This window comes from Frankia gtarii (assembly GCF_025403375.1).
In the GTDB taxonomy this organism is placed as follows: domain Bacteria; phylum Actinomycetota; class Actinomycetes; order Frankiales; family Frankiaceae; genus Frankia; species Frankia gtarii.
Genome location: NZ_JAMPTM010000009.1, coordinates 1 through 18137 on the forward strand (window position 1 = coordinate 1; position 18137 = coordinate 18137).

An 18137-nucleotide genomic window follows, 5' to 3' on the forward strand; every position below is an offset into this window, starting at 1 on the left:
CGCCGCAGGTCTCGGTCCCGCCGTGCGACGCCGGCCGCTCGGGCGCCCGACCTGGGCCCCTGGGTCGTCGACGGCCGGGCGCGCAGGCCGATGGCAAGCTAGATGATCTTGCTCCGACGCTTCCCTCCGGTTGAGTTAAGCTCCATACCGGTTTTGAAAAATATTCTTACCATGTAGGAACATGCAGCGCAACCACCAGCGGACCAAAACACTTCTTGTTTTCGACTAGCCATCATGCAACAATCACGGCCCGATATCGACGGCCATCGAACATCCAGGGGGTAGTAGGCGATGCAGCACTGCATGGAACGTCGAAGGTGGAAAGTTGGCACCGTGGTCGCGGTGGCGGCGTTAGCCCTCGCCGCCTGCTCCTCCTCGGGCGCGAGCGGCGGCGGTAGCGGTAGCGGCGGTAGCGGCGGTAGCGGCTCGCCTTCGGCGGCGACGGCAGCGGCGGCCTGCGCCACCAGCGGTGGCAAGGGCAGCGCGAAGGGTGTCACCGCAACCACGGTCAGGATCGGTCTGCTGGCCGATCTCACCGGTGTCGCGTCGTCGAGCTTCTCGGACACCCCGCTGGGGGTGCAGGCTCGTCTCGACGCCCAGAACGCCAAGGGCGGGGTGTGCGGCCGTAAGCTCGAGTTGATCACGGCCGACGCCGCCTCCAGCCCGTCCCAGGCCCTCACCGCGGCCCAGAATCTCGTCAACAAGGGCGTGTTCGCGGTCGTCTCGAACTCATCCCTGCTCTTCGGTGCCTTCCGGTACCTCCAGCAGCAGGGCATCCCGGTCACGGGACCGGGTATCGACGGCCCGGAGTGGGGCCAGAAGCCGAACACCAACATGTTCTCGTACAACGGCGGTCTTGATCCAGGCACTCCGGCCTATACAACCCATGGAATGTTCCTGAAGTCGATCGGTGTCACGAACGTCGGCGCCATCGCCTACGGCATCTCACCGGCCGCAGTGAACCAGACCAAGGCCCTCAAGAAGTCGCTGGAGTCGCAGGGTCTGCGGATGGGTTATGAGAACCTGTCATTCCCGTTCGGGGGGGTCGACTTCACCGGCCCCATTCTCGCCATGAAGAAGGCCGGCGTGGACGCCGCCGTCTGCTATTGCGTCCAGTCGTCGAACATCGCGATGATCAACGCCGCCCGACAGGCGGGGCTGGACCTGAAGGCGGCTTACTCTCAGTCGTACGCGGATTCAAGCCTCTTCGAGAGCCCGACGACCACGGCCGCCGCTCAGGGCGCCTACTTCGCCACCACGACCCCCCTCGATCAGGGGAAGCCGGCGGTCGACACGTTCGTCGCGAACCTCAAGCAGTACTCCCCGAAGTACAAGGGCGGATATCCCAGCCTCGGGGTGACCAGTGGTTACCTCGCGACCGATCTCATGATCAAGGGTCTCGAGGTGGCCGGGAAGGACCCGACCCGCGAGTCGTTCATCTCGGGCCTGACCAAGGTGACCAGCTACGACGCCGACGGGCTGCTACCCAGCCCGGTCGGGTTCGACCATTTCGGCAAGGCCAACAAGCAGCTCTGCTTCTACTTCGTCCAGGTCAAGGGCAGCGACTTCGTCACCATCAACGGTGGGAAGAGGATGTGCGGCGACCTGATTCCCAATTCCCAAGTGAGCTGAGGTAATGGAACTTACTGGAAAAGGTGCCGTGATCGTCGGGGGCGCCTCGGGCATGGCCCGGGCGACTGCGGAGCTTCTTCACCGGCGAGGGGCGGCGGTGGCGATCCTCGACCTTCCGTCCTCTGCGGGAGCAGAGGTCGCCGCGTCCATGGGTGACAAGACCACTTTTCACCCCTGTGATGTCACCGACGACGCCGGTGTCGAGCACGCGCTCGGGTCGGCGGTCGAGGCCCTCGGCGGCCTGCACATCGCCGTCAACACGGCGGGCGGCGGCGTCGGGATGAGAACGATCTCGCGGTCCGGGCCACACCCACTCGATCAGTTTCGCCGCACCATCGAGCTCAACCTCATCGCCACCTTCAACCTCAACCGGCTCCAGGCCTGGCACATGCGCGAGAACGAGCCTGAGAACGACGAGCGGGGCGTGATCATCAACACCGCTTCGATCGCGGCGTTCGAGGGTCAGATCGGTCAGGTGGCCTACTCGGCCGCCAAGGCGGGAATCGCCGGGATGACCCTCACGATGGCACGTGATCTCGGCTCGTTCGGCATTCGCGTTAACACCATCGCCCCGAGCCTTTTCAGCACCGGCCTCACCGCGGGTATCTCGGCCGATGGCGAGGAGAAGCTGACGAAGGACGCCGCGTTCCCCAAGCGGATGGGACGACCCGAGGAGTATGCGCGGCTCGCGCTCGCTATCGTGGAGAATCCCATGCTCAACGGTGGGACCATGCGTCTCGATGGAGGCCAGCGGTTCGCCCCCAGGTAAGCCCCGCGACGCGCAACGCCGCTGTCCCCTCGCCATACCGGCGGGTGGAACGAAACGAGGACGATGTGAAATTCGGCTCGCATATCATGGGGATCAGCCTTCGACATTTCCCGGCGGTGGCTCAGGCGTTCGAGCAGAACGGCATCGAGTCGCTGTGGATTCCCGAGCACCTGGTGTTCCCGGCGAACATGCCACCGACCTATCCCTACGCCGACGGCGGGCCGGGGCTTCCCCCGGTCACCTCGGACACGCACTCCTACGACCCCTGGGCCGTGCTCTCCTACATCGCGGCCACGACCACCACGATCCGGCTGGCCACCAACGTGTTCGTCCTCCCCCTGCGGCACCCGTTGGCAATCGCCCGCTCCGTCGTCACCGTCGACCGTCTCTCGCGCGGCCGGGTGACCCTCGGCGCGGGGGTGGGATGGCTCGAGGACGAGTTCAACTACGTCCGTGAGCCGTTCAGAACCCGCGGCAAGCGGGCCGATGCCATCATCGGAATCCTGCGGCAGCTCTGGAGCGAAGACGTCATCGAGGTCCACGACGAGCACTTCGACTTCGGCCCGGTCAAGTTCCAGCCCAAGCCCCTGCAGCGGCCGAGTATCCCGATCGAGGTTGGCGGCGCCGCCCGGGGCGCCCTGCTGCGGGCCGGGCGGCTGGGTGACGGGTGGATCGAGATCGGAGCCAAGGACCTCGACGAGTTCAGGACCCGGCTCAAGGTCGTCCTCGACGCCCGCGAGGAGGCCGGCCGCACCGGTCCCTTCGAGGTGACCGTGCCGATCTCGCTCGCTCCCGCCCCCGGCATCGACGGCCTGCGCCGTCTGCGCGACGCCGGCGCCACCCGGGTCATCATGCTCCCGGACCCCGAGGCGGTGGGCCATCCGACCGCGGGGGGCCGGATCGACTGGTCGAAGCGCTTCGCCGACGAGGTCATCGCCCGATTCGACGACTGATCCAACCCCTGCGCGGGCAGCCCGATCCGGCGGATGGGGCTGCCCGCGCAGGGCGCCGCCACCCACGGTCGACAGACGATTGTTCGAAGGGCCAGCGGCGGGCCGGAGCTGCGCTGGGGGTGTTTCTGCAGAAGGAAAACGTAGTTACCGGTCTGCGCCCCAATGGTTCCAGTAGGTCAGGTCCTCCACCGGACGCCGGACGGCGGGCTGGAAATCGTCGCCGGTGTAGTAGGCGATGGGAATGAGGCAGGCCTGGGCGTATCCCGAGGGAATGCCGAGCAGCGTCGCCGCTTCGTCCCGGCGAAACAGATGCGCGGTCGTCAGGCACGAGCCCAGCCCTCGGCTGCGCAGCGCGAGCATGAGACTCCACACCGCCGGGTAGATCGACGGCGCCCAGCCGGCGGCGCCGCCCTTCTCCTCCACGCAGGGGATCACCAGGACGGGCACATCCTCCAGATGGTCCCGCAGGTACCCGGCGGAGTCGTTGACCCGCTGCTGCTGTGGGTCCACGTCGCTAGGGGCGACGGCCCTTGCCGACATGACCACGCGATTGCGGTAGAGCCCGGCGATCGCCGCCCGGGTGGGCCCGTCCGTCACCACGAGCCACCGCCACGTCTGCGCGTTACTCCCGGTCGGCGCCTGGATCGCGAGCCGCAGGCACTCCAGGATGACCTCACGCGGCACGGGCCGGGTGAGGTCGAGTCGGCGGCGCACCGCCCGGGTTGTCGTCAGCAGCCGGTCGACGGTGGCGAGATCCAGACCGGTCGCTGGGTGCCTCTCCGCCGCCGGCGGCTCGCTCACTTCGTCGGAACTGGCAGACTCCGGCCCCGGGTCCGTCGCCACCTCAGGCCGCGGCCTTCTCGAGGATGTGGACGCCGCAGGCCGAGCCCAGGCCGATGACGTGGGCGAGGCCGACCCGGGCCCCCTCGATCTGGCGATCGCCCGCCTCGCCGCGCAGATGATGGCAGATCTCCCAGACGTTCGCGATGCCGGTCGCCGAGATCGGATGGCCCTTGGACTGCAGGCCGCCGGACACGTTCACCGGGATGCGCCCGTCCCGCCAGGTGGCGCCGCTGTTGAAGAAGTCGACCGCTCCGCCCGACTCGCACAGCTTGAGGTTGTCGTAGTGCACGAGCTCCGCCGTGGCGAAGCAGTCGTGCAGCTCGACGAGGTCGAGGTCCGCCGGACCGATCCCGGCGGCCTCGTAGGCCTGCGTGGCGGCGTTACGGGTCAGCGTGTTGACGTCGGGCAGGACCTGACATGCCTCCTCCCACGGGTCGCTGGTCAGCACCGAGGCCGACACCTTGACCGCCCGGTGCTGCTGCTCGAGGGAGAGCGTCCTGAGCCTGGTGTCCGAGACCAGCACCGCGGCGGCCGCGCCGTCTGCGTTGGCCGAGCACATCGGCCGGGTGTTCGGGTAGGCGATCATGACGTCGTTCATGATCTGGTCGAGGGTGAACCGCTTGCGGTAGGCGGCCAACGGATTCAGGGTCGAGTGCGCATGATTCTTCTCGCTGATCTTCGCGAACAACTCGAAGCTGGTCCCGCCGTACCTGTGGCCGTACTCCAGGCCGATCTGGGCGAACACCCCAGGCATGGTCTCCGTCCCGATCCGGCCATCCAGCGGGGCGACCGCGCCGACGGGTCCCCTGGGGGTCCAGGTCGTGCCGTCCACACCGCGGCTGCCCCCGGCCAGCAGACCGGCGCCGGCAACCTTCTCAACACCGACGGCGAGGCCGAAGTCCGCCTCCCCGGCCTTGATGGCCATGATGACGGTGCGCAGCGCCGTCGCACCCGTGGCGCAGGCGTTGGCCACGTTGTAGACGGGGATACCGGTCTGACCGATCTGCTTCTGCAGCTGCTGCCCCATCCCGCCGCTCATGATGCTGCCCCAGGCGAGAATCTGCATCTGCTTCATCGTCACGCCGCCGTCCGCCAGCGCGCCCATCGACGCCTCAGCGGCGAGTTCGACCAGGTCCCGGTCCGGGTGTTTGCCGAACTTCGTCATCCTGATACCCAGGATCCAGACGTCCTCAGCCACCGTGCTCCTCTTTCAGTCAGTCGGCTCTTTCAGTCAGTCGGCGGCCGGCTCGAAACCGAAGCCGATCGCCTCGGTGCCCGTCGAGTCTGTCCCGATCGGGAAGGTCGTCAGCCGGACCGCCATGCCCGTCCGCACGTGCTCGGGATCGGGCGCCACGTTGACCAGATTCGCGCGGACGCTGGTTCCGTGGCAGTCCACGACGGCGGACACGAAGGGAACCTCGATCCCCGGGGCGGCGAAGCTGACGATGGTGAACGCTCGCACGACGCCGTCGGCGGGGACCTGCGCCTCCTTGAAGGCGGTGGCGCCGCAGTTGGCGCAGGCGACCCGATGGTTGAAATACCGGGCCGCGCATTCCTCGCACTCGCTTGCCACCAGGTAAGGCTCGTCGGCGAGCCTGAGGTAGTCGACCAGCGGAATCCGCGCTGCGGCCATCGTCACGCCCATCTCTGCGGCCAGCCGGCCGTCATGTCCGACACCGAACCATGGCTCTGCAACCCGTTCATCAGACCGGCAGTCCGTAGGCCTTGGTCTCGGTGTACTGCTCGAAGCCTTCAAGGCCGCCCTGGCGACCGATGCCGCTCTGCTTGAAGCCGCCGAACGGGGACATCGCGCCGAACGCCAGGCCGCCGTTGACGCCCACGACACCCGCCCGGACACGGCGGGCGACACTCATCGCCCGGTCGAACGATGCCGAGACGACCCCGCCGGCCAACCCGTACTCGCTCTCGTTGGCGATCCGCACGGCGTCGTCGTCACCGTCATGGGCGATCACGCAAAGCACCGGGCCGAAGATCTCCTCCTGGGCGATCGTCATCCGGTTGTCGGGCACGCCGAACACAGTCGGCTCGACGAACCAGCCGGTGTCGAGGTGCGCCGGGCGAGCGCCGCCGGTGACCAGGGTGGCCCCCTCGGCCCTGCCCTTCTCGATGTAACCGAGAACGCGCTCACGCTGCCGGGCGCTGACCAGCGGACCCATGATGTTCCCCGGGTCGGCCGGATCGCCGTACGGGATGGCCTCGAAGACGCCCTTGATCTTCTCCAGGGCCTCGGCGTACCGGGCTCGGGGCACGAGCAGCCGGGTGCTGATGGCACAGCCCTGACCGGCGTGGATGCAGGTGAAGGCCGTCCCCGGCAGGACGGCGTCGAGGTCCGCGTCGTCGAGCAGGATCTGAGCCGACTTGCCACCCAGCTCGAGGAAGAGGCGCTTCAGCGACGGCGCGCCCTTCTCCATGATTCGTCGCCCGGTGGCGGTCGAACCGGTGAAGGAGATGAGATCCACCCGCGGGTCGAGCGTGAGCACTTCACCGACGAGGTGGTCGGATGACGTCACCACGTTGAGGACGCCCGGCGGCAGATCGGTCCGTTCGGCCGCCAGTCGGGCGACCCGTAACGCGTTGTACGGCGTGTCCGGCGCCGCCTTGAGCACCACCGTGTTCCCGGTGGCCAGAGCGGGACCCAGCTTGTTGAGCGTGACCTCGAGCGGGAAGTTCCAGGGGACGATCGCGCCGACGACCCCGACCGGCTCCTGCGCCACCATCCGGCGGGTCGGGGCGCCGAAGGACGTGCCGGTTCCCAGGTCGCGCTCCCAGGGGAACTCGTCGATGTACTTCGCCGGCCAGCGCAACGCCTCCTCGAGCGGGGTGTCGAGCTGGGCGGCGTAGGTCACCGCGACCGGGCAGCCGACCTCCTCCACCAGCTCGCCGCGCAGCTCCTCCCGCTCGGAGTCCAACGCGTCGGCAAGCTGCGTCAGACACCGCTGCCGCAACGCCCGGTCGGTCGACCAATCCGTCTCGTCGAAGGCCCGCCGGGCGGCGGAGATCGCCGCCTTCATGTCCGCGGCGGAACCGTCCGGAACCGGCCCGATCACCTCTTCCGTGAACGGATTGATGTTGTCGAACGTCCCGCTGCCGACGGGCCCGACGAGCTTGCCGTCAATGAGCAGTCGACTGTCGTGGGCTCCAGCCATCTTTTGTCCTCCGCGAGTTGGTACAGGAGCGGCCGAGCAGATCGGTCGGGGCGGCTCCGACCGCCCTGCCGGTGGATCAGACCTGCCCGCCGATCAGAGCAGGCCGATACCCGCGGCCTCATTGCGTTCCCGCCAGGCGGCCGGAGACATGCGGCTGGTGTCGACGTCCTGGGCCAACGCGCGCAGCGCCCCTACCGTCGCCTGCTCCTTCGGGATGTGGCTGAACGGGTCCCAGCGGAAGAACCTGGCAGCGTTCTGCCAGGTGATCTTGTGGGTCTCCTCCTCGGTGACCTGCGCGATCCGCAGTTCCTCCCACAGAGCCTCGGGTGACCGGGGCCATGTCGTGTCGGAGTGGGGGTAGTCGCACTCCCAGGCGAGGATGTCGACGCCGATGTCCGCCCGCAGCTTCAGCCCGCTCTTGTCGGTGATGAAGCACGCCAGCACATGCTCGCGGAACACCTCCGACGGAAGCTTGCCGCCGAAGTCGTTTCCGATCCACTTCTGGTTCTGGAAGTGCCGGTCGATGCGCTCGAGGTAGAGCGGAATCCAGCCGATTCCGCCCTCCGACAGCGCCACCCGCAGCCCGGGGAACCGGCGGAACGTCGGACCGAACAGCAGGTCCTGCACGGTGAGCATCGAAACCTGTGTCGGCAGTACGATCTCGTGGTCGATCGGAGCCTCGGGAGCGAGCTTGATCAGACCATAGGCCCCACCGATGTGCAGGCAGAGCACCATGTCCTCGTCGACGAGCGCCTTGAGCATCGGATCCCAGTGGCCGCTGAGAAAACTGGGATATCCCTGCGAGTGCGGGGCCTCGAGGAAACTGATCGCCCGGCACCCCTTCTTGGCGATCCGATGGACCTCCTGGACCGCCAGGTCGACATCCCACATCGGCACGATGCCCAGCGGGATGAACCGACCCGGATAGGTGGCGCACCAGTCATCGATGTGCCAGTCGTTGTACGCCCGGAGCATGACGAGGGAAACTTCTTTGTCACCGGACTCGGTGAAGGTCCGAGCGTTGAAACCGGCCATCGTCGGAAAGCACATCGACGTCAGGATTCCGTTGACGTTCATATCGCGCACGCGCTGATGAATGTCAAAACACCCCGGTCGCATCTCCGAGTACCGACCCGGGTGAAATCCCCAGGCCTCGTTCGGCCAGCCGACCGTGGCCGTCATGCCGAACGGCGTGGACGTGGCCTTCCCCTGGAACACCCACTGGTCAATGCCCTGGTCGTTCCGGACGACCTTGGGCGCCTTGTCCCGGTACGCCGCGGGCACGTGACCCTCGTACATGTTCGGAGGCTCGATCGAATGGTCATCGATACTGAGCATGATCATATCTTCGATCTGCACCGCGACGCCCCTCTCGGAAACTATCCTGGAATCCAGCAGGATCATGCTAAGATCGGATCTTGATAGAAAGAAACACTGAGATACAAATACCTGCGTTTGTCGCCGAATTACCTGGAACGGGCCTGCTGGCCCGCCCGGAGCCGGCGACGCCCACCGGAGGCGGGCCGGCGGTCGGGCTAGCGCCGGACGGGTCCGAACAGCTCGTCCGCGATCCCCTGCAACTCCTGGCGACGATCACCCGCGATCAGCGCCCAGCCCTTCGCCCGGCGGAAGTACAGCTGCACGTCCGACTCGAGCGTGAAGCCGAACCCGCCCTGCGTGTGGATGGCCACCGAGCCGGACTGCTCGGCCGCCTCGGCGGCCTGGACAAACGCCATCGTCGCCAGCGGACCGAGGTTGCCCGGTTCGTGGTCGGCGAACCAGGCCGCCTTGTACGTGAGCCGCCGGGCGCACTCGATCCCGGTGAGCACGTCCGCCAACGGGTGCGCGATCGACTGGAACGAACCGATGGGAACCCCGAAGGCCCGGCGGTCCTTGGCGTATTGCACCGCCAGGTCCAGGGCGGACGCTCCGACTCCGACCAGGGCCGCGGCCGTCAGTACCCGCCATTCACGCTGGGCCCGGGCAAAAGTCGAACGGGCCTGGTCGCCGGAGGCCAGAACGACGCCATCGGCCAGGTGCCACCAGGCCAGCGGTGCGCAGGCCAGGTTGCGCACCGGGGGCGGCGGCTCCTGCCGGGTCGACATGACCAGCGAGTCCCCGCGCAGTCCGAGCACTGTCGTGGCCACGGCACCCGCGGGGACGAGCCGGCCCGCGGGCGAAGCCGGCCCGACCACCACCGAGGCGACCTCCCCGGCGAGGACGCGGTCCAGCGCGTCCGCCGCAGCATCGGTCTCGACGCTCGCCAGCAGACGCGCCGCGACCATGGTCTCCACCAGAGGCACCGGAGCGGCTCGCCGGCCGGCCTGCTCCGTGACCAGGGCCAGCTCGGCGAGGCCCGCGTCGTCGCCGCCCCGGGATTGCGGAACTCCCATGGCGACCGGCCGAAGTTCCGCCATCTCCGCCCACAGTTCGGCGTCCCACCCGAGCGGCTCGGCCTTGCGGACCCGCTCCGACACACAGTTGCGTTGGAAGAAGCTCTCGAAGGCGTCGCGCAGAGCCGTCTGCTCCTCGCTGAGCGAGAAGTCACTGCGGCGCAGGATGAACTCCTCGATCTCAGTCAAGGTGGATCTTCACCGAGCTGAAACCACGGACCGCACTCGTCCGCATTATGTCGATCTTGTAGTCGTATGGATCACAGTAGATCGGCTGGGTGACAAGGGAGTCGACAGTCATCTCCTACCTCTCGGATCGAGGTCACCGGGATCGGGCGCGCGCAACGGTCAACAGGTGGATTACGGTGCCGAGTCAAGCACGTCCTGAGAAAACTTGAAAAGACGCATTGCGTTCCCACTTGTCACCGCGACAGCGTCCTCGTAGGAGACACCGTTCAGCAGCACCTTCAGGATCTTGTCCGAATTCGGAAAGATTCCTTCCGGATGTGGATAGTCATTTCCCCACAGGGGAACATTCCGGCCGGTGATCGACAGATTATGAATACCGACGGGATCGTCCTGGAACGTCGTGTGAAGCTGTCGGCGCAGATACGCACTCGGCATCTCCGCCAGCTTCGGCTTCGACCAGCCGCGGTGTGCCTCGTAGTACTCATCGAGGGTGCTCATCGCCCAGGCGACCCAACCGGTGTTGACCTCGACCATGACCACATGCAGATCGGGGTAACGCTCGAAGACGCCTCCGCAGCTCAGCAGAGCCGCCGCCCGCGGTGCCATCGACTGCGTAGCGAGAACATTCGCCGTCGGACTGCCCCAACCCCGATAGAACATCATGTCATGGCCGGTGCCCTGATGCATCAGGGCGGGCTTGCCGGTCTCCGCAATCGCCGCCCATAGCGGTTCCCACTGCGGCATGTTCCAGTCCGGCGTGCCGACCAGCGGCAGCAGCAGCCCGGCGATCGACGGATGGGGAGCCAGTCGGCGAACCTCCGCGATCGCGTTCTCCACATTCCAGGTGGGGATCATTCCGGCGAGTTTGATTCGCGGATTCCCGCCGAGCCGCTCCAGTACCCAGTCGTTGTAGATACGGACCGACGCCTCGCCCACCTCGGCGCTCTGAACGGACCACACGTAGAGGCCGATCGTCGGATAGATGACCTCACCCCGGAGGTTGTCCGTTCGCATCATCTCGAGCCGGACCTCTGGAGTGATGGCCGCGAGCCGGTTCTCCTCCATCTTGCGGGCCTCGTCCTCGGTGAGCCCACCCCAGCCCACCGTGTCCCCATTGACGACGAGCGTCCAACCGCCCTCCGCATTTCCCAGAATACGGCGCGGTGCGCGATCGCGGAGAGACTCCGGAAGCCGTTCGTACCAGAGGTCATGCGGCTCGTCGACATGCGCGTCGGACGAGATCTTCGGCAGCGCGGCAACGTCCATGACGCTCCTTTCCGGTGCTCAGAGGCCCTGATCAGACCAGCGTTGATCCAGTGCCCGCTCACTGTGGCGGGGCTGCGGGGCGAGTGCGCCGTAGCCCCGCAGCGCCACCTCGTCATCGAAGCTCGCCCGGAACAGGGCCGAGCCTCGCCGACAGCCGAGTGGCACCATACCCAAGGCTGGTAATGGCCTTTCTATCACGCGAACCGACGCGGTGACAACCACGTTTTCCTCAGAGTAGCATGTGATGACCAGCCATCAGTGTGACCGAGAGGAGGTCGCGATGAAGTGTGGTCACCCCGCTACCCGATCCCAGATACCCTGTACTCAGCGCTGCATCCCGAGCCAGGGACAGTCGCCGGGACGATCGGCCCCTGACGTCGCCCCGGCACGTCCTGGCTCACCACCAACAGCCGGAGACCCTGACGGCACCCTCATCGCCAACGACCTCACGCCGTGCACGCGGCGCATCACCTCGAGCCGCCCGATGACGGCGCATGCAACCGGGTGCTCGCTCCGCCCCGATGTCGGGAACGCAGCGCGGCACGCCGCCGCGGACCTGTGACAAAGCCGTTGATCCTTGGCGTGCGAGGGACTCCTCAGCCCGGATCATCCTCCGGGACCGCCCTGCAGACCACGTTGAACGCGGCTCATGAACAGGGTAAATATGTCGGCATCTGATACCGGCACGGCTCGCTCCACAGGGAAGTCGTGCGTCACAACCGGAGGAATCATGCGGCTCAAAGACCAGCGCGTCCTGGTGGTAGGCGCGTCCAGCGGGCTCGGGCGAGTCGTGGGCATCTCCCTGGCCGGCGAGGGAGCACACGTCGCCTTGGCCGGCCGGCGCGGTGAATTAGTCAAGGCGGCGGCCGAGGAAGCCGGTGACAGGGCATTCTGGCTCACCTGCGACGTCCGGGACGCAACCTCGTGCCAGGCGGCAGTCGACGATGCCGTGGCACACATGGGTGGACTCGACGTCCTCGTCTATACCGTCGCGGTCGATATCCTGGTCCACCTCAAGGACGTCGACTCGGCGGCCTGGGCGGACGCCTTCGCCACCAACGTCACGGGCGCCAATCTGATGACGCAGGCCGCGCTCCCCCATCTTCGGACATCGCACGGCAAGGCCGTCTACTTCTCGTCCCAGGCCGGCCCCTACTCGAAGCCCTGGCCTGCTCTCGGGGTCTACGGTGTCACCAAGGCCGCGCTGGAGCGTCTGGTGGACTCGTGGCGGGTCGAGAATCCCGATATCGCCTTCACCCGGCTTGTCGTCGGACCCACTCTCGGCGACTCGGTGGTGCCCAGCCAGTTCGGTAGCAAGTGGGACCCGGAGCTGGCCGCCGAGATGATGTCGATCTGGACAGAGTGGAGCCTCAACGACGGACTGATCTCCGCCGAGGATCTGGTGGCCACGGTCACGCACATCCTGACCCTGAACGCACTGGTCCCGGTCGTCACGCTGCTCCCCCGAGCCCCCCAGTAGGCCCAGGTCTCGGTCCACGGCCAGCCCGCGGGGGCCTCGCTCTCGGGCTCGGACCGAGGTCCCCCGCTTCGTGCCGCTGACGGACCGGCCAGCGAACGTCAGGCCTTTGCTTCGGCGTTCCACCGCAATGCGGAGATCGTTCCGCCGTCCACCAGGATGTCGTTTCCGGTGATGAAGCTGGAATCCGGCCCGGCGAGGAATGCCACGACGCCCGCGACGTCGTCAGGGGTGCCAAACCGACCGGCACCGGAGGCGTCGATCATGGACTGGATGAAGACGCCCGTCGGTCCCTGGAGCTCCAGCAGACTCATCGGAGTGGAGATCACCCCGGGACTGATCGTGTTCAGTCGGGCGCCCTTGCGTCCCCAGGTCTGCGCGGCGCCCTGTACCCGCAGCTGGTTGCCGCGCTTGGCCACCGCGTAGGCCGTGGCGGAGTCGGCCTTGTCGAGGTCGATTCCCTCGTGCAGGAGCAGCTGGTCCGACGGTGCGGTCGCGAGATGCCGCTCGAAATCCGCGGGCAACGATGTGAGCTGCCCGCCCATACTGGCGATACAGATCAGCGACGTGCCCGGGGACACGACGGCGAGGAACGCGTCGATGACGTGGGCGGTACCGAGCAGATCCACCTCGTAGATCTGCCTCGCGGTGCCCATCACGGGCGAGACGCCGGCAGTGTGCACCACCGCCTCGATCCGGCCCCCGCTCCCGGCCGCGTTCGCCAGATCCTCGACCGACTTGCGATCCGTGACATCCACCGGGTGCCCCTCGACCGCGTGTCCCTCGCTCTGCAGCACGGCCACGACAGATTCCAGGCGTTCGGGAGAGTTGTCGGCCAGCACCAGGCGACGCCCACTGGCGAGACGCCGCGCGGCGGCCACTCCCATTCCACCGGTGCCGATCACGACGACGACGTTCCGCGAAGATTCCGATTGACTCATGGGAACTCCAGACTTGTTCAGTTCCGACCGGCAGGCAGGGTGGTCAGGGGATCACGACGAGCGGTACCCCGCCGCGGGTTGCTCTATGTATGAGATGTCGCCATTCCCGATGGCTGACGCATCCGGCAACGACCAGATCCGGACCTTGTGCGAGCACCTCGCCGAGTATCTCACGCGATGGTTGGGCGCTTAAGGCCACAAGCGCTGGGACGCCATAACTCCGCGCCTCGTCCCGCAGTGCTCGGGCGCGTAATTCGAGGGACATTTCCTCGTCCGAGCAGGCCACTACGCTTGCTCCAAGCCAAGGGTCCATTACGCTATAGAATCCGCCGGCGGAGTCCACGTCGATGGCGACGACCACAAGAACGGCGCTGGGTGTCCGCCGAACATAGCCACAGGCCCAGGCGAAAGCTCGGTCACCGCCGGCGCCACGATCGATGATGGCAACGACCTGCGGACGGTCCGCCACAGTCGCCGCCATGTCCGGCACGACGGCCCGGCGTGGACTTCGTCCACCCTGGCTCTTCGCGCCGATGTGCGCTGAGCGACGAAGAATCATCGTGCACACCTGGTTGCCTCGTCGACCATGACCGTCCGTTCGGACCCGGCGCCGGTGCGGCCACAGGTCCAGCTGACGCTGTACGTACTCGTCGACCAGAGCGACAGATGCCGGGCCGAGCCCGGACCGCGCCCCGTCACCGGGCTGGCCGGCACAGCGCCCGAGGAAAGGTAGATCATCGTCTTAGTCATCCGCACCGCCCCAGTCATTCCGCCGCGTCTCCTGTCTGCTCACGCCGGAATCGGTGGGAGCCCACTCGGCGCATCAGTCGAGAAGTATCCAAAATTTTCAATTTATTATATAAACTCGTACTCTCGACCGCAACAGCATCCCAAGCGCGGCACCGGTGCGGACTCCGTCGGAGCTCGAGTTCGTGACCTCTTTCCGAGCACGATCGCGGCCCAGCGGTCGCGACCCAGATGAAGCCACACGCCCGATCGTGGATCATGGACCTCGGGCACGCCGGAAATCCGGTCACCCACCGCCAGGATCGAATCGGCATCCGGCTGTCACAGGTTGGCGCCGAACACCACCAAGTACGCATCGTCCGCCGCCGGAACTGATCGAGGGGTGACAGACCGACGATAACGCCTGCCCATCACCCCGTCCGCGAACGCCGCGAGCGAGAGCCACACCTTTCCACGTCACGATGGTCAAGGTTCTACAGAGCAGACCCGTACCACTGGTTCTGGGCCGGCCGGGTTCCACTGGACGCCGGGAGGATGACGTCGGGAGGATGTTGCGAGCCAACGCGACAGCATCCACGGAACAGGGCGCCGTCAGCTCCTTGCGCACGACACCGTTGATCGCCTTCATGCGCTCCGGCCGCGCCGGCGTCACCCGCAGGACCCTGTCCTCGAGTGCGGTCCGGATCGTGGTCGAGCCATGTCTTGTCCATGCCGTCCATCCAGGAGGTCCTCAGTGACGGCCACCACCGCGCAGCCAATCCAGGTCGAGAACGTATATTATATCTGAGTCAAGCGCCGTCAGGCATCTCGGTGTGGGCGACCCCTTGCCGAAACGAACCATACGTTGACAGATCGTTACGGCGACGCGGTGACCACACCGACCGTGACGGTCAGTAGCGACGACCTCGGCCCGTCGGGCGCCCTGCTGGATTTCGGTGCCGCGAACGGGGGTCGAGAGCGGATTCACCGGTCCCGCATGAGGGAAGAGATCGCCAGCCCGCTCGCGCCGCCATCGGGCTGCCGACTACGCGGGGAGGTGGATCACTGATATCGCCATGTGCATCCCTGATCATGAAAGGACGACATCTTATGGACTTCGCATTCAGCCCCAAGGTTCGGGACCTGCAGAAGCAGGCCGCGGATTTTCTGGAACGCGCCGTGATTCCTGCCGAGCCGACCTATGCGGCACAGCTGCGGGAAATCAGCCCCTGGGACACGCCGCCGGTCATCGAGGAACTCAAGACTGAGGCGCGCAGGTCGGGCTTGTGGAACCTCTTTCTTCCGGGCGAGCGCGGGGCCGGACTGACCAATCTCGAGTACGCGCCCATCGCCGAGATCTCCGGCCGGAGCCCCTTACTGATGCCGGAGGCGATGAACTGCTCAGCCCCCGACACGGGCAACATGGAGATCCTTACCCACTTCGCCACGGAGTCAGTGCGCGAGCGCTGGCTGACCCCACTGCTCGCGGGCGAGATTCGCTCGGCTTACACGATGACCGAGCCGCTGGTCGCCAGCTCGGACGCGAACAACATCGACACCCGCATCACCGTCGAGAGCGACGGCCTACGCATCACGGGGCGCAAGTGGTTGGCCACCGGTGCGATGAGCCCCCGGTGCCAGGTCGCCATCGTCATGGGCAGGTCGGATCCCGATGGCGCGCGCCACCGCACGCACAGCCTGGTTGTCGTTCCACTCGAAACCCCTGGTGTGGAGATCCTGCGTTCCACCGGCGTGTTCGGGTACTCCGACAGCGGTCACGGCGGGCACGCGGAGATTCATTACGACAACGTGTGGGTGCCCCGCGAGAACCTGCTCGGCGAACTGCACGGTGGATTCGCCATCGCCCAGGCACGACTGGGTCCAGGCCGAATCCACCACGCGATGCGGGCGATCGGCATGGCCGAGCGGGCTTTCGACCTCATGTGCGCCCGGGTCCAGGAGCGTGTCGCGTTCGGCAGAAGGCTCGCTGAGCAGGGCGTCGTCCAGGACTGGGTGGCTGAGGCCCGGATCCGGATCGAGATGGTGCGGCTGCTGGTACTCAAGACCGCCTGGTTGATGGATACGGTCGGCAACCGGGGTGCGGCCACGGAGATCGCGGCCATCAAGGTCGCCGCCCCCGAGATGGCAACCTGGGTGATAGACCGGGCGATCCAGGCGCATGGTGGCGGCGGGCTCAGTGACGACTTCCCGCTCGCCCAGCTCTACGCGCAGGCGAGAATGCTGCAGTTGGCCGACGGGCCGGACGAGGTGCACAAGATGACGCTCGCCCGTCAGCAGCTGCGCCGGTACGCGCCCGCGACCTGACCAGGCGATCCGCGGACCAGAGCGGAGGCGTTCCCGGCAGCGGAATCGAAAGTGAACGCCCTGATGATGCGCTCGCCCGCGTGTCCGAGTATCCAATATTCTATTGGCGAAGCCTGGTGGCTGAAGTCGGGGTATTCCCCTCCGCCGGCCCCCAGCCGAGACGGGCCCTTCTCATTCCCCTGATCGCCGGCCTTCCCCGGCTGTTGCACACCTCGCCGCCAACGCCTCCGGCCGGCGGCGGACACCGTCCTGGCCGGCGGCGATCCAGGTCGGTGCCGCGGCCTGGTGGCAACGGTCAGTCGAAGACGACCAGGCCCCGGATGTTGCGCCCGGCGTGCATGTCGTCGTAGCCCTGTTGCACCTCGTCGAGGGTGTAGCGACGTGTCACCATCTCGTCGAGCCGCAGCAGTCCGCGCTGGTAGAGGTTGAGCAGCCGGGGAATCCCCACCGCCGGCGGGAACCCCCCGTAGAGCGAGCCGCGCAGCTGCTTCTGCCACAGCACCAGCTCGTACAACGCGAGGTTGGACGACTTCTCGCGCATGGGCGTGATCGCGGTGACGACGGCGATGCCGCCCTTGCGCACCAGGGCCAGCAGAGGTCCGACCAGGTCGCCGTGCGCCACGCCGACGGTCAGAATCGCACTGTCGGCCATCACTCCACGGGTCAGCTCCCGCAGCAGCGGCACCGCCTCCTCCATCGAGGCCACGCCGTGCGTCGCCCCGAAGAGCTTGGCCTGATCGAGCTTCCACGCCACCGGGTCCACGGCGATGATCTGATCGGCTCCGGCCACCCGGGCTCCCTGGATCGCCGCGCTGCCGAGGCCGCCCACCCCGACCACGACCACCGTGTCACCCGCGGACACCTCGGCGGTGTTCACCGCCGAGCCGAAACCGGTGGTGACGCCGCAGCTGACCAGCGCGGCAAGATCAAGTGGCAGATCATCCGGTATTTTGATCGTGGAGAACTCGTTGACCACGGCGTACGGGCTGAAGGTGCCGAGTCCGGTCATCCGCCGCAGCCCCTGGCCGCGGGCGTGGGTACGAAACGTCCCGTCCGCCGGTAACCCGCCCATCAGGGGAGCACCGACATCGCAGATGTTGGCGACCCCGCTCATGCACCACCGGCAGTGCCCGCAGGACGGGATGAAGGACAGCACCACGTGGTCTCCGGGTGCCACGGACGTCACCCCGGGCCCCACCTCCTCGACGACGCCGGCACCCTCGTGACCACCGACCATCGGAAGAGCCGCCGGCATGTCGCCGGTAATGGAATGATCATCGGAGTGGCACAGTCCGGACGCCGCGAGCCGGACCAGCACCTCGTTCGCCTTGGGCGGGTCGAGCTCGACATCCTCCACCGACCAGGGCTTTCCGGTCTCCCAGGCAATTCCCGCACGGGTCTGCATCTCGTCTCTTTCCTTTGCGTCGAAGCCTCGGCATCAAACCGGGCAATCCGG

General features: G+C 66.9%; 14 protein-coding genes. 5 read left to right on the top strand and 9 right to left on the bottom strand.

The window, feature by feature from the left end:
- The first annotated feature begins 333 nt into the window (after window positions 1–333).
- The 3 genes from NBZ83_RS03000 (at window position 334) to NBZ83_RS03010 (ending at window position 3354) form a co-directional block, all read left to right on the top strand.
- The gene (locus tag NBZ83_RS03000; RefSeq protein WP_261574271.1) at window positions 334–1632 is read left to right on the top strand and encodes an ABC transporter substrate-binding protein; all 1299 of its coding nucleotides are present in this window, start codon (window positions 334–336) and stop codon (window positions 1630–1632) included.
- 4 nt (window positions 1633–1636) lie between these two features.
- Window positions 1637–2401 (top strand): SDR family oxidoreductase, encoded by a 765-nt coding sequence (locus NBZ83_RS03005; RefSeq protein ID WP_261566522.1) that lies wholly within the window; start codon window positions 1637–1639, stop codon window positions 2399–2401.
- A gap of 86 nt (window positions 2402–2487) precedes the next feature.
- The gene (locus tag NBZ83_RS03010; protein WP_261566523.1) at window positions 2488–3354 is read left to right on the top strand and encodes a TIGR03619 family F420-dependent LLM class oxidoreductase; all 867 of its coding nucleotides are present in this window, start codon (window positions 2488–2490) and stop codon (window positions 3352–3354) included.
- A 144-nt stretch (window positions 3355–3498) separates the two neighbouring features.
- On the opposite strand, the gene NBZ83_RS03015 is transcribed toward NBZ83_RS03010, so the two are convergent.
- The 7 genes from NBZ83_RS03015 to NBZ83_RS03045 all read right to left on the bottom strand — a co-directional run bounded on the left by NBZ83_RS03015 (window position 3499) and on the right by NBZ83_RS03045 (window position 11212).
- Window positions 3499–4155, bottom strand: a complete 657-nt coding sequence (locus NBZ83_RS03015) for a nitroreductase family protein (protein ID WP_261566524.1) — start codon at window positions 4153–4155, stop codon at window positions 3499–3501.
- Between the two features lie 43 nt (window positions 4156–4198).
- Window positions 4199–5395, bottom strand: a complete 1197-nt coding sequence (locus tag NBZ83_RS03020) for a thiolase family protein (RefSeq protein WP_261574272.1) — start codon at window positions 5393–5395, stop codon at window positions 4199–4201.
- 33 nt (window positions 5396–5428) lie between these two features.
- Window positions 5429–5830, bottom strand: coding sequence for a Zn-ribbon domain-containing OB-fold protein (locus tag NBZ83_RS03025; protein WP_261566575.1), 402 nt, complete (start codon window positions 5828–5830; stop codon window positions 5429–5431).
- 70 nt (window positions 5831–5900) lie between these two features.
- Window positions 5901–7364 carry an aldehyde dehydrogenase family protein gene (locus tag NBZ83_RS03030; RefSeq protein WP_261566526.1) on the bottom strand — a complete coding sequence of 488 codons (1464 nt, stop codon included), beginning with the start codon at window positions 7362–7364 and terminating at the stop codon, window positions 5901–5903.
- Window positions 7365–7457: 93 nt separating this feature from the next.
- On the bottom strand, window positions 7458–8723 hold the full coding sequence (locus NBZ83_RS03035) for an amidohydrolase family protein (RefSeq protein WP_261566576.1): 1266 nt from the start codon (window positions 8721–8723) through the stop codon (window positions 7458–7460).
- A 176-nt stretch (window positions 8724–8899) separates the two neighbouring features.
- Window positions 8900–9946 (bottom strand): acyl-CoA dehydrogenase family protein, encoded by a 1047-nt coding sequence (locus NBZ83_RS03040; RefSeq protein WP_261566527.1) that lies wholly within the window; start codon window positions 9944–9946, stop codon window positions 8900–8902.
- 171 nt (window positions 9947–10117) lie between these two features.
- Entirely contained in the window at window positions 10118–11212 is a 1095-nt protein-coding gene (locus tag NBZ83_RS03045) for an amidohydrolase family protein (RefSeq protein ID WP_261566528.1), read from the bottom strand.
- 730 nt (window positions 11213–11942) lie between these two features.
- Here NBZ83_RS03045 and NBZ83_RS03050 point away from each other — a divergent pair.
- The gene (locus NBZ83_RS03050; protein ID WP_261566529.1) at window positions 11943–12692 is read left to right on the top strand and encodes an SDR family oxidoreductase; all 750 of its coding nucleotides are present in this window, start codon (window positions 11943–11945) and stop codon (window positions 12690–12692) included.
- Window positions 12693–12790: 98 nt separating this feature from the next.
- Here the strand turns inward: NBZ83_RS03050 and NBZ83_RS03055 are convergent, their stop codons facing one another.
- Window positions 12791–13630 carry an SDR family oxidoreductase gene (locus NBZ83_RS03055; RefSeq protein WP_261574273.1) on the bottom strand — a complete coding sequence of 280 codons (840 nt, stop codon included), beginning with the start codon at window positions 13628–13630 and terminating at the stop codon, window positions 12791–12793.
- 1836 nt (window positions 13631–15466) lie between these two features.
- Between NBZ83_RS03055 and NBZ83_RS03060 the strand changes: the two genes are divergently transcribed.
- The gene (locus NBZ83_RS03060) at window positions 15467–16681 is read left to right on the top strand and encodes an acyl-CoA dehydrogenase family protein (protein ID WP_261574274.1); all 1215 of its coding nucleotides are present in this window, start codon (window positions 15467–15469) and stop codon (window positions 16679–16681) included.
- A gap of 295 nt (window positions 16682–16976) precedes the next feature.
- On the opposite strand, the gene NBZ83_RS03065 is transcribed toward NBZ83_RS03060, so the two are convergent.
- Window positions 16977–18086, bottom strand: a complete 1110-nt coding sequence (locus NBZ83_RS03065) for an NDMA-dependent alcohol dehydrogenase (protein WP_261566532.1) — start codon at window positions 18084–18086, stop codon at window positions 16977–16979.
- Window positions 18087–18137: the final 51 nt, after the last annotated feature.

Bases quoted from the DNA above. Each gene is read 5' to 3' on its own strand.
- NBZ83_RS03005 (WP_261566522.1), top strand. From the start codon at position 1,637: ATGGAACTTACTGGAAAAGGTGCCGTGATCGTCGGGGGCGCCTCGGGC.
- NBZ83_RS03010 (WP_261566523.1), top strand. From the start codon at position 2,488: ATGGGGATCAGCCTTCGACATTTCCCGGCGGTGGCTCAGGCGTTCGAG.
- NBZ83_RS03025 (WP_261566575.1), bottom strand. From the start codon at position 5,830: ATGGCCGCAGCGCGGATTCCGCTGGTCGACTACCTCAGGCTCGCCGAC.
- NBZ83_RS03030 (WP_261566526.1), bottom strand. From the start codon at position 7,364: ATGGCTGGAGCCCACGACAGTCGACTGCTCATTGACGGCAAGCTCGTC.
- NBZ83_RS03045 (WP_261566528.1), bottom strand. From the start codon at position 11,212: ATGGACGTTGCCGCGCTGCCGAAGATCTCGTCCGACGCGCATGTCGAC.
- NBZ83_RS03050 (WP_261566529.1), top strand. From the start codon at position 11,943: ATGCGGCTCAAAGACCAGCGCGTCCTGGTGGTAGGCGCGTCCAGCGGG.
- NBZ83_RS03055 (WP_261574273.1), bottom strand. From the start codon at position 13,630: ATGAGTCAATCGGAATCTTCGCGGAACGTCGTCGTCGTGATCGGCACC.
- NBZ83_RS03060 (WP_261574274.1), top strand. From the start codon at position 15,467: ATGGACTTCGCATTCAGCCCCAAGGTTCGGGACCTGCAGAAGCAGGCC.
- NBZ83_RS03065 (WP_261566532.1), bottom strand. From the start codon at position 18,086: ATGCAGACCCGTGCGGGAATTGCCTGGGAGACCGGAAAGCCCTGGTCG.